Annotated in this window: 8 protein-coding genes and 1 pseudogene; 7 read left to right on the forward strand and 2 right to left on the reverse strand. The window is 68.4% G+C overall.

The genetic code is table 11. The features are described 5' to 3' along the window. Positions 1-296 precede the first annotated feature (296 nt). Positions 297-983, reverse strand: coding sequence for a GntR family transcriptional regulator (locus tag AB0D74_RS16140; RefSeq protein ID WP_362585971.1), 687 nt, complete (start codon positions 981-983; stop codon positions 297-299). A 239-nt stretch (positions 984-1222) separates the two neighbouring features. Between AB0D74_RS16140 and AB0D74_RS16145 the strand changes: the two genes are divergently transcribed. The 7 genes from AB0D74_RS16145 (at position 1223) to AB0D74_RS16175 (ending at position 11275) form a co-directional block, all read left to right on the forward strand. Beyond that, entirely contained in the window at positions 1223-2416 is a 1194-nt protein-coding gene (locus AB0D74_RS16145; protein ID WP_362585974.1) for an extracellular solute-binding protein, read from the forward strand. A 139-nt stretch (positions 2417-2555) separates the two neighbouring features. After that, on the forward strand, positions 2556-4229 hold the full coding sequence (locus AB0D74_RS16150; RefSeq protein ID WP_362585977.1) for an iron ABC transporter permease: 1674 nt from the start codon (positions 2556-2558) through the stop codon (positions 4227-4229). Beyond that, positions 4222-5352 (forward strand): ABC transporter ATP-binding protein, encoded by a 1131-nt coding sequence (locus AB0D74_RS16155; RefSeq protein ID WP_362585980.1) that lies wholly within the window; start codon positions 4222-4224, stop codon positions 5350-5352. Before AB0D74_RS16150 ends, AB0D74_RS16155 begins: the two co-directional genes overlap by 8 nt. A 30-nt stretch (positions 5353-5382) precedes the next feature. Continuing rightward, positions 5383-6471 (forward strand): isocitrate/isopropylmalate dehydrogenase family protein, encoded by a 1089-nt coding sequence (locus AB0D74_RS16160; protein ID WP_362585983.1) that lies wholly within the window; start codon positions 5383-5385, stop codon positions 6469-6471. Next, entirely contained in the window at positions 6468-7187 is a 720-nt protein-coding gene (locus tag AB0D74_RS16165) for an aspartate/glutamate racemase family protein (RefSeq protein ID WP_362585986.1), read from the forward strand. Before AB0D74_RS16160 ends, AB0D74_RS16165 begins: the two co-directional genes overlap by 4 nt. Positions 7188-7302: 115 nt before the next feature. After that, complete coding sequence (acnA, locus tag AB0D74_RS16170) at positions 7303-9981, forward strand: aconitate hydratase AcnA (protein WP_362585989.1); 2679 nt, start codon at positions 7303-7305, stop codon at positions 9979-9981. A 73-nt stretch (positions 9982-10054) separates the two neighbouring features. After that, positions 10055-11275: an MBL fold metallo-hydrolase gene (locus AB0D74_RS16175; RefSeq protein ID WP_362585992.1), complete on the forward strand. Its 1221-nt coding sequence runs from the start codon at positions 10055-10057 to the stop codon at positions 11273-11275. A gap of 535 nt (positions 11276-11810) precedes the next feature. Here the strand turns inward: AB0D74_RS16175 and AB0D74_RS16180 are convergent. Next, a pseudogene (locus AB0D74_RS16180) lies at positions 11811-12028 on the reverse strand (IS701 family transposase); the annotation flags it as partial.

The following is a 12028-nucleotide window of genomic DNA, read 5'->3' on the forward strand; positions in this document are numbered from 1 at the left end:
CGAGAAACACGCCGCGCAGCGAATCCTCGCCGTCGGCAACGGCGACACAATCTCTCCGAGGGCGGAGCGAATCGTTCAGCAGGGTGCTGTCGCTGGGGCAAGGAGTGCGCTGCGCCATTGGAATGGAACTGCACCTTGCAGAGCAGCAGTTGGACCCCGCGCTCGTCAGCGGGACCGGCGGCGGCCATGGGAGAGGTTGGCGCACTGCAACTCCGGGGTGGTCTGTTGAAGGTCCACCGCGACGTGCTCCGAGCCTTTTTTCGCGACGGCGCCCCTCAGCCGTCGCGAGGACCAAATCAGCTTCCTTCGGCGTGATCGGCATGGCCGAGTCGCCATACCGCCGTCGCTCCGAGGCTGGTGTCGATGTGCCTGCGCATGATCTCCGCTGCGCCGGCGCCATCACCGAGAGCGACGCACTCGACGAGCGCCTCGTGTTCTTTGGCCTTCTGATCCCGGGCATCCTGGCCGGGATCCGTGCGGAGCGCGAGGAGGCGGTAGCGGTCGGCCTTGTCCCACAGCGCCTCCAGCGTCCCGATCAGCAGATCATTGTGGGACGCCATGTAGATCGAGGCATGGAAGCGGCGGTGTGCCACCAACTGCTCGACGCTCGGATGCGGGTGGAGGGGGGCCAGTCCCTCCGCCGCGGCGCGGATGGCTTGGATGTCGGCGTTGGTGCGGCGTTCGGCCGCCAGTGAAGCGGCCAGCGGGTCCAGGGACCGTCGGATCTCCAGCAGGTCGCGTGCCTCCTCGGCGCGCAGCGGTGAGACCCGGGCGTCCCGGTGGGCGTCCAGCTCGACCAACCCTTCGCTCTTGAGGCGGCGGAGCGCCTCACGCAGCGGTGTGGTGCTGATGCCGATGAAGCTTGCCAGCTCGCGCTGCTGGATCACCGAGCCGGGCCCCAGCTCCCCGGAGAGGATCCGGTCGCGGACCTGGCGGTAGGCGAAGTCGCTCTTCGTCTCGAAAGCCTCAACAGACTGCGACATACGGCTTCCTCTGGCGTCCATGGTTATAACCTACCGAGTCGTCGCCGACCCTACAACCATGCATCTTACTCGGCTGGGGTATCGGGGAGCAGATGGCGTGGGCCATGTAAGCCCTTTCCTCAGGAGGTACTGGCGCCAAGAGGCATTGGATCTTCCCTGAAGGGTTGACGTCATAGGTTATAACCGTCACTGTTTGCGGCACCCGAGGCGCACGCCGGGTCTCTTCAAGGAGGAAGAGCATGACCGTAAACCCCCGCAGAACCGCCCTGGACGCCGGCCGGACTGTCGCGGCAGCACCCCGTCGCTGGTCCCGAACCGTTCTCGCGCTCGGCGCGGTGGCGTCCCTCGTTCTGGTCGCCGCCTGCGGATCCGGAGACGATGAGCCGGGCGCCAACAATGTCATCGAGTCCGGCAAGGCGCCCTCGTACTACCCGGCCGCGTACAAGGACATCATCGCGGCGTCGAAGAAGGAGGGGGGTGCCCTCACCATCTACTCCAACACCGACCAGGAGAACTGGGCCCCGATCTTCCGCGACTTCAAGAAGAAGTACCCCTGGGTCAAGAAGATCGACGCGAACAACCTCGACAGTGACGAGGTCTTCCAGCGGGTGCTCAGCGAGCAGGCCACCAACGGCTCCCCGGCGGATGTCCTGGTGTCCAACGCCTCGCAGGCGTGGGCCGACTTTGCCGAGCGCTCCGGAACGCTGCTGCCGTACAAGTCGCCCGAGGTGGCCAAGCTCCCCTCGAACGCCACGCTGCTGCCGAATGTCTACGCGATGTCGATGGACCCGCTGTCCATCATCTACAACTCCTCGCTCGTGAAGGGGAAGCCCACGGGTCTGAAGTCGCTGGCCGACATCGTGGCCAAGGACCCCGGCAAGTACAAGGGAAAGATCACCACCCGTGATGTGACCGGCGCGTTCGGGTTCTCGGTCTCCCACGCGTACACCGAGAACCGTCCCGAAGCCTGGTCGACGCTGGAGAAGCTGCTGCCCTACGGCAAGGCCGAGTCGTCCTCCGGGACCCAGCTGGAGAAGGTCCTCTCGGGTGAGTACCTCGCCGGCTTCTTCGTGAGCGCCGCTCCCGCCTATCCCAAGGTGAAGGAGAGCGGGGGTCTGCTCGCCCTGACCTTCCTGGACGACGGCACCGTGGTCATGCCGCGCGGCATCGGCATCGCCGCCAAGGCCCCGCACACCGCGACCGCGAAGCTGTTCACCGACTTCGTCCTCTCGGCGGAGGGCCAGCGTGCCGTCGCCGAGGGCGGTCTGACCTCGTACCGCGACGGCATCGAGGCCACCGACGGTCGCCACACCTACCAGGAACTGGTCAAGGCGGTCGGCCGGAAGAACGTCATCGACGTCAAGTACACCAAGGTCCCCGACGCCGAGGTGAAGGCGTTCACCACCCGCTGGGACGGGCTCCTCGGCCGCTGAGCCGCCAGACCCACGAAAGGCCTGACAGAACATGCCTGTTACCAAGACGGCGCCGTCGCCGCCCGGCAGTGACAGCCCGCCGCGGCCCGGCGGACACCCGGCGCCCCGGTACCGGCGCGTCCTCGGGCGGGGACGGGAGGTGTGGTTGCACTACGCGGTCATCATCGTGCTCGCGCTGCTCGTGCTCGCACCCGTGGTGCCGACGCTCTATCAGTCGCTGCTCGACCGGCCGTTGTACGAGGCCGGCGGTGTCCTCAGTTTCGACAACTACGTCAAGCTGTTCACCGACGCGGGCTTCGGCCGGGTAGCACTCAACACGGCGCTGTTCGCCGTCCTCACCACCGCCTTCACCCTGGTCATCGCGATCCCGATGGCCGTAGCCGTCGTCCGTACGAAGATCCCCGGCGGGCGACTGCTCGCCGGCGCGATGCAGTGGCCGTTCTTCATCTCCTCCCTGATCCTCGGCTTCGGCTGGATCACGATGTACGGCCCCGCGGGCTTCGTCAGCGTGAAGGTCGCCGAAGTCTTCGGCAGCGTCCCCTGGAACCTGTACTCCATCCCCGGCATGGCGCTCACGGAGGCCGTGGCCCTGGCGCCGATCGCCTACACCTTCTGCGCGGGAGCACTGCGTCAGAGCGACGCCTCACTGGAGTCGGCCGCGCAGGTCTGCGGTGCGGGACCGCTGCGCATCATCTTCCAGGTCATCCTGCCGATGCTGCGTCCGCCCATCGTCTACAGCTCGATTCTGGTTGTCTCGATCTCCGTCGAAACGCTCAGCGTGCCCCTGCTGTACGGCCAGCCGACCAACATCCAGGTCTTCTCGACCTTCCTGTACCGCAACGGACTCCAGTCCATCAACCCCGACTACGGGGTGCTCGGCGCGGCGTCCGCCATCATCCTCTTCGTCACCGTCGGTCTGGTCGCGGTCCAGGCCAAACTCCTCAAGGACGCACAGCGTTTCGTCTCGGTGCGCGGCAAGGCCACCCGCCCGCGCCGCCTCGACCTGGGCTGGCTGAAGTGGATCAGCCTGCTCTCCATCGTCTTCTACGTCGTGATGGGCGCCCTCGTGCCCATCGGAGGCTTGATATTCCGCTCGTTCACCCTGGTCTTCACCCCGCTCCAGTCCCCGCTGAAGACCCTGACGACGGCCAACTACGAACGCATCTTCAGCTACACGGCCTACGTCGACTCCATCGTCAACAGCCTGATCGTCGCGGGCGTCGGCGCGGTCCTGGTGAGCGTCCTCGGACTGCTGGCCGTGATGGTGGCGCGCCGTTCGACCTTCCGTTTCCGCAGGGCGGCGGAGTATCTGGCCCTCGCCCCGCAGGCGATGCCCGGGATCATCGTCGGTATCGGCCTGTTCTGGGCCTTCGCCTACGCCCCGTTCGGTATCGGCAACCTGCTCCAGGGCACCCTGTGGGCCATCATCATCGGCTTCGGACTGCGCGCCCTGCCCAGCGGATTCGGGTCCCTGGCACCGTCGATCATGCAGATCGGTCAGGAACTCGACAACGCTGCGCGGGTCTCGGGCGCCGACTGGATCAGGACGTTCTCCATGATCCTGGCCAAGCTGCTCACGCCGGCCTTCGCCGGCGCCCTCGTCCTTACCTTCGTGACGATGCTCAAGGAGTACTCGCCGGCCGTCTTCCTCGGCTCGGCCGACAGCAAGATCATCGGCACGACGATGCTCGAACTCTGGGTTCAGGGGAACACCGGCTCCGTAGCGGCGCTGGCCACCCTGCAGATCGCCATCACCGCGGCCTTCGTCGGGCTCGCCGGACTCCTCCTGAAGGGACGCAACAACGATGCCTGACGTCAAGGTCTCGCACCTGCACAAGGAGTTCGGCGGCAACGTCGTACTCGATGACGTCGACTTCACCATCAGGGACGGTGAGTTCTTCACCCTGCTCGGCCCCAGCGGCTGCGGGAAGTCGACCACCCTCAACTGTGTCGCCGGGCTTGAACAGCCCACCAGAGGCTCGATCTCGGTTGGCGACACTTCCTTCGTGGACACGGAGAAGAAGCTCTTCGTGCCGCCCGAGGGCCGCAACCTGGGCATGGTCTTCCAGTCCTACGCGCTGTGGCCGCACAAGACCATCGCCGCCAACCTGGCGATGCCCCTGCAGATCCGCAAGGTCGACAAGGCCGAACAGCGCCGGCTCATCGACGAGGCCCTGGACAAGGTCGGCCTGCTGCACCTGCGCGAGCGCTACCCCCACCAGATGTCCGGTGGCCAGCAGCAACGTGTCGCCCTCGCGAGGGCGCTGGTGTACTCGCCGAGCGTCCTGCTCCTCGACGAGCCGCTGTCCAACCTGGACGCGAAACTCCGAGAGCAGGCCCGGGCCTGGCTCAAGCGGCTCCAGGAGGACCTCGGCATCACCACCGTCTACGTCACCCACGACCAGGACGAGGCCCTCGCCCTCAGCGACCGCATCGCGGTCATGTCCGGCGGTCACATGCTCCAGATCGGCACACCTCAGGAGATCTACGAGGCCCCGGCCACCGCCGAGGTCGCCGCGTTCGTCGGCCGCTGCAACTTCCTCAAGGCCACGGTCACCCAGACCACCCGGGCCGGAGCCGTCCTGAAGCTGGCGGCCAACGGTCAGGCCGTGTCCGTCACGACGACCCACAGCCTGGGCGCGGGCGAGACCGTCACTGTCGCCATCCGCCCTGAACGTCTCACCGTCCTCGCTGCCGCCGACCAGGCGGCGCCCGGCACGAACGTCATCAGCGCCGAGGTCCTCACCACCTCCTATCTGGGCTCCCGCTTCGAGTACGACCTCAAGGTGGGCGACCTGGTCGTCCAGGTCGTCAGCGACCGCGGCGGCCTCACCGGTCCGGTCAGCCTCGCGGTCGAGCCCGCGGCCTGCCTCGTCTACAGCGACACGGTCGTGCTCTCGGAGGACGCCCAGGCCCTCCTGACCGTCACCGGCTGACACCCACCCCACGAACAACAGAGGAGTCCCGTGGCCACCAGCGGCATCCCCCACCGTTACACCCTCGGCGTCCTGCATGGCGACGGCATCGGCCCCGAGATCGTGCCGGCCGCCGTTCTGATCGCCGATACCGCTGTCGCGGCCACCGGAGCCCCGCCCATCACCTGGGAGGAACTGCCCCTGGGCCGGCGAGCCATCGAGGAACTGGGGGAGGCGACCCCGAAGGCCACCCTCGCGGCCCTCGCGGAGACCGACGGATGGCTGCTCGGCCCACACGACAGCGCCTCCTATCCCGAACCGTTCCGTTCCGAACTCAACCCCAGCGGCACCATCCGCAAACACTTCGACCTGTACGCCAACGTGCGCCCCGCCAAGGCGTTCAGCGGCGACGCCATCGCCCCCGGCACCGACCTCGTCATCATGCGGGAGAACACCGAGGGCTTCTACGCCGACCGCAACACGCACCTGGGCACGGGCGAGTTCATGCCCACACCGGACGTGGCCGTCGCGATGGGCATCATCACCCGCACGGCCTGTGAACGCATTGCCCGGGAGGCCTTCGAACTGGCCTCCCGGCGGCGCAAGAAGGTCACCGTCGTCCACAAGGCCAACGTCCTGAAGCTGACCACGGGGTTGTTCCGTGACGTGTGCCGGGACATCGCACGGCACTACCCCGACGTCGAAGTGGACGACTTCCACATCGACGCGATGACCGTGCACCTGGTGCGCCGGGCCCGTGAGTTCGACGTCGTGGTCACCGAGAACATGTTCGGCGACATCCTCTCGGATCTGGCCGGCGAGCTGGCCGGATCGCTGGGGATCGCCCCCTCCCTGAACGCCTCGCAGGACCGCGCCATGGCACAGGCGGCACACGGCTCCGCACCGGACATCGCCGGGCAGGACCTGGCCAACCCCGTGGCGATGATCCTCTCCACCGCGATGCTGTTGGAGTGGCTGGGTACCCGCCACCAGGACGAGGCACTGCTGCGTGCGGCAGGGATGATGGAGGCGGGTGTGGCCGCCACCTTCGAACAGGGCACCAGTACAAGGGACATGGGCGGATCGGCGGGATGCCGTGCGTTCGCCGACGCGGTCGCGACCTCGATCGGCCTGTTGTGAGCGGGCTTTCGGGCGACCGGTCGCCCACCGTGGCCGTCATCCACGCCACCCCGGCGTCGATCGAGCCCGCTCGGGCCGCGCTCGCGGACGGTTACCCCGAGGCGTCGGTGTGGAACGTGCTGGACGACCGCCTCGGCAGCGACGCAGAGGCGGCCGGCGGACTCACGCCCACCCTGTCCGACCGGATGCTGTCGCTGATCGGCCACGCCGTCCACGGCGGTGCGGACGGCGTCCTGCTGTCCTGCTCCATGTACGGACCGGTGCTGGAACGGGCCCGTCGGCAACACTGGCTGCCCCTGATCAGCTCGGACGCGGAACTCTTCACCGAAGTCTCGCGCCGACGGTTCGACCGTGTCCTGCTCCTCGGGCACTCCGTCCCGGCGGTGCAGGACTCGGTGAACCGGCTGAAGCGGGTGCTGTCCGCCACTGATGGAGGGGAGCAGACGGAAGTCACCGGGCACGCCGCTCCCGGGGCGGTCACGGCGGCAGCCAGGGGAGACCTTGACGCCCTGGAGAGGTCGCTGACCGAGGCTGCCCTGCCGTATCTCGGCGAAGCCGACGCGGTGGTCCTCGGCATGTTCTCGCTCTCTCCTGCTCGCGCCGGCCTGGAGAAGGCACTCGGGCTGCCGGTGCTGAGCGCTCCGCCCCTTGCCGTCCGCTCGCTGCGCGAGCAGGTCGCAGCAGCGGCGCATGCCACCCAGGACGGTCCGCGATGACCGGCCGACCGCGACCGCGACCGAGCCGCCTCGCCGCAGCTGGTCGCGCCAACAGCTGCTGTGTACCGCCTTTCCCTGGGGACCTCCCCGAATCGTCCGCCGTGGAGGCATTGTGATGGGCCGTAACCACCTGGCGGGATCCGGGCTCGACGCACTGGGCACCCGCACCCGCCTCGACGTCCTCGGACAGTCGCTGTCCTACCACCGCATCGACCGGCTCGCCCCCGCCGACCTCCCGGTCAGCCTGAGGATCCTGCTGGAGAACGTGGCCCGCTTCCACGACGGCACCGCCCGCGGCGACGACCAGGTGCAGGCGATCCTGGCACGCGGCGCCGCAGGGACACCGGTGGACCTGTACGCCTCCCGGGTGTTCCTGCACGACACCAACGGAGTGCCCACGGTCGTCGACCTGGCCGCGATGCGCGACGCCATGTCCGACCTGGGCGGCGACCCGGGGCTGGTCAATCCGGTCATCGCGGCGGAACTCGTCGTCGACCACTCCGTCATCGCCGACGTCTTCGGACGCCCGGACGCGCTGACCCGCAACGTCGAGCTGGAGTACGCCCGCAACGGCGAGCGGTACCGCTTCCTGCGGTGGGGACAGGAGTCGCTGAAGAAGTTCGCGGTCGTGCCGCCCGGCACCGGGATCATGCACCAGGTCAATGTGGAGCACCTCGCCCGCGTGGTCATGGTCGAGGACGGCCTCGCGTTCCCGGATCTCTGCCTCGGCACCGACTCGCACACCACCATGGTCAACGGACTCGGCGTACTGGGGTGGGGCATCGGAGGCATCGAGGCCGAGGCCGCCATGCTCGGCCAGTCCATGTCCGCCCTCGTCCCGCCCGTCGTCGGCGTCCGCCTCACCGGCGAACTCCCCGCCGGAACCACGGCCACCGACCTGGTCCTCACCCTCACCGAACTGCTGCGGGCCCATGGGGTCATCGGCAAGTTCGTCGAGTTCCACGGCACCGGCGTCTCGGCCCTGCCGGTGACCGACCGGGTGACCATCGCGAACATGAGCCCCGAGTTCGGCTCGACCTGCGCCCTCTTTCCCGTCGATGACGAAACCCTGCGCTACCTGCGGTTCACCGGGCGGTCAGAGGAACAGGTCGCACTGGTCGAGGCGTACGCGAAGGAACAGGGCCTGTGGCACCGGCCCGGGAGCCCGCCCCGCTTCTCGGAAGCCGTCGACCTCGACCTGTCCACCGTCGTCCCCTCACTCGCCGGGCCCTCCCGGCCCGAGGACCGCGTCCCCCTGGACCAGGCCAGAGCCCGCTTCCGTACCGCCGTCGCATCCGTTCGCCGGCACGGTGCGAACGGCGACACCAAGCCCCCGGGTACGGCCACCGTGGTCATCGACGGCACCGCACACGAACTCGCCGACGGCGCCGTGGCGGTCGCCGCCATCACCTCCTGCACCAACACGTCGAACCCGGCGGTCATGGTGGGGGCGGGACTGCTCGCTCGCAACGCCGTCCGGGCGGGTCTGCGCAGCAAACCGTGGGTCAAGACCACCCTCAGCCCCGGCTCGCGCGTCGTCATGGACTACTACCGGCGGGCCGGCCTTGTCCCGGACCTGGAGGCGCTCGGCTTCCACCTCGCCGGGTTCGGCTGCATGACGTGCATCGGAGCGTCCGGCCCGCTCGTCGGCCCGGTGTCCGAGGCGGTGGCCGAGACCGGGCTGACCGTGACGTCCGTGCTCTCGGGGAACCGTAACTTCGAAGGCCGTATCCAGCCTGACGTCGCCATGAACTACCTGGCCTCGCCTCCCCTCGTCATCGCCTACGCCCTCACCGGCACGATGGACGTCGACCTGCGCACCGAGCCTCTCGGTCACGACCCGCAGGGAGAGCCGGTCTACCTCCGCGACATCTGGCCCGACCCGGCCGAGATCGAGGCGGTGACGGCCGGGAGCATCGACGCGGCGATGTTCACCGACGCCTACACGAACGTCTTCGCCGGCGACCGGAGGTGGCAGGACATCAGCGTGTGCGCGACCGAGAGTTTCGCGTGGGACGAGAACTCCACGTACATTCGCCGGCCCCCCTACCTCAACGGCATGACCAGGGACCCCGAAGCCGTCAAGGACATCACCGGGGCACGGGTGCTGGTCAAACTCGGTGACAAGGTCACCACCGACCACATCTCCCCGGCGGGCGCCATCACCGCCTCCAGCGCCGCGGCCCACTACCTCGCTCAACTCGGCGTATCCGTAAAGGACTTCAATACCTACGCATCCCGGCGTGGTAATCACCAGGTGATGATGCGGGGCGCGTTCGCCAACATCAGGCTGCGCAACCAGGTGGCACCCGGCACCCGGGGCGGTCGGACCCGCAACTTCCTCGCGGACGGCCGAGAGGACTCGATCTACGACACGGCGGCCGCCTACCGCGCGGCCGGAGTGCCCATGGTCGTCGTCGCCGGCGAGGACTACGGCGGCGGGTCCTCCCGGGACTGGGCTGCCAAGGGACCCGCGCTGCTCGGCGTCCGCGCCGTGATCGCGCGGTCCTTCGAACGCATCCACCGGTCGAACCTCGTCGCCATGGGCATCCTGCCCCTGGAACTCGTCGACGGCGGCCCCCAGGACCTGGCTCCCACGGGCACGGAGACGATCACCGTCTGCGGACTGGAGTCCCTCGACTCCGGACACGTCCCGGCGACGGTCCGCGTCCTCGCCGACGGTCGCGCGTTCACTGCCCGGGTCCGCCTGGACACCCCGCGCGAGGCCGACTATTTCCGGCACGGCGGCGTCATGCCGTACGTCCTGCGCGGACTGCTCGCCCATCCCACCTAAGCCGACCGGTGAGGTGCACCGCCGGTCAGTTCCCAAGCCAGTTCCGACACGCAGGTCGACACAGGAGGAAACGATGACGCGTAGCAGGCGTGAATTCGGCGCGATGGTCATGGCAGGCGTGGGCGCGACGGCGATCCCGTCCGCCCTGAACGTGAGCACGGCGGCTGCTCAGACCGCCGCCGTACCGACCGCGACGGCGGCCCAGGCCGCCGCGGAACAGCCCTGGGGCGGCCCGCTGGCTCCCGACAAGCCCCTGGCCAAGGCTTACGCCGACGCGGCCAAAGCGCTCTCGGAGGTGGACGACAACCCGATGATCCGCTGGCAGTACCGTGTGTGGTGCCAGACCGGCTACCGCAGCCCGGGCAGTGCCGGCACGGGACAGCCCGTCGACCAACTGACGGACCCGACAACCGACTTCGTCTCGCCCTTGGGCTTCCTGTACAAGGACTACGTCCGCCCCATGCCCGCGGGCGGTGTCCAGTTCCTCGACAACGCCTGGTACTTCGGTACCGACTTCATCGGAATCGTGGTCGTCCGCACTCCGGACGGGCTGATCATGTTCGACGCCATGACCAACCCGCAGGACATGCGCAGCCAGTTCCTCGACCAGGCCGCAGCCGCGGGACTCGACCCCCGGGACATCCGCTACGTGTTCCTCGGTCACTCCCACATCGACCACGTCGGCGGCGCCAACCTGATCAGGGACCGCTACGCCCCCCACGCCAAGTTCGTCATGGGACAACCGGACGCAGCGGTCATCGCGGCTCAGCGTGCCGACCTGAAGAAGCGGAAGGACGAGTACACCGAGGAGGAGTACCGGGCGCGGCTGGCCCTGCTTCCCAGCCGGATCGACATCGAGATCGAGGCGTACCCCGGCCACACCGTCGGCATGAGACGCATCCGGATCGGTCGGCGGACCACCGCCGTCGCCATGCTGGCGCCCGGCCACACCATCGGTCAGATGCACGTCATCGTGCCCGTCGTCCACAAGGGGGAGACCCACAAGCTCCTCGTCTGGAGCGGGAACGACAACATCGACGCGGCGGCCCAGTACGCGATCTCGACCGACTTCGTCCAAGGGCTGGCCGGCCAGGAAGGCGCGGATGTCTTCCTCAACACCCACGCCTACCAGGGGGCCGAGTTCAGCCACCTGCGCGCGCTCAAGGCGGATCCGTCGGCGCCCAACCCGCTGCTGATGGGCCGCGCCGGAGTCCAACGCCACCTGGAGATCTTCGGCAACGCACACCGCGCGCTGGCCCAACGCCTCATCGACGGGACGTGGAAGGCGATGTAGCAGGAGCCCGAGGCCGCTGGCACCGGTGGTAACGAGCCGACCTGACACCCGTGTGGCGACGTGGTGCACGCGGCAGCCCGGGCACCTCCGCACGAGGTGCCCGGGACGAGCGGGCCGGCGCATCCAGGTTCCGTCTGATGTGAGGGAAGGTACCTCCGCTGCAACGACTCGCATCAGTGATCACCAAGCGGGCAGACACATGCGATCAACCGACCAACCCCTTGTATTCCAGTTGCAGTTCGCTATTCCTGCTGGTCAGGGGTGTGTTCGTGAGTGTACTGGGCTGATGCGCCGTCAGGTGGCGGGAGTTCGTGACTTCGGGTGCGGCGGCGGTAGTGACAGCGGCGCGCGGTGGCTTGGTGACGTCGGCGCCAGCGAGACCGGTTCAGTGCGTGGTGTGTGCGCTGGATGTGCGTCAGCGTGGGGCGGCCGACTGCCATGAGTCGCCGGATTTCCGCCACCGTGAGCGGGGCGAGATCGCCGGAACCGATTCTGCGGCCCCCCTTTCCGTCCCTGCGGCGGCGGCCATGGCGGCGAGGAAGGCGTGGGCGAGCATGGCCAGGGTGATGTGCCGGTACCAGCCCGGATACCGGCGGACTTCGTACTGGTCCAGGCCGCACTCGTTCTTCGCAGCCTGGAAGGCTTCCTCGATAGCCCGGCGCGTCCCGGCGATCCGTACCAGCTCGGCGATGCCGGTGCCGGTTGGTGCATAGGCGAGGTAGTAGGCGATCTCGTCCGGGCGGGCCAGGCTGC

Origin of the sequence: Streptomyces sp. NPDC048278, from assembly GCF_040652195.1 — a bacterium.
Taxonomy (GTDB): Bacteria; Actinomycetota; Actinomycetes; order Streptomycetales; family Streptomycetaceae; genus Streptomyces.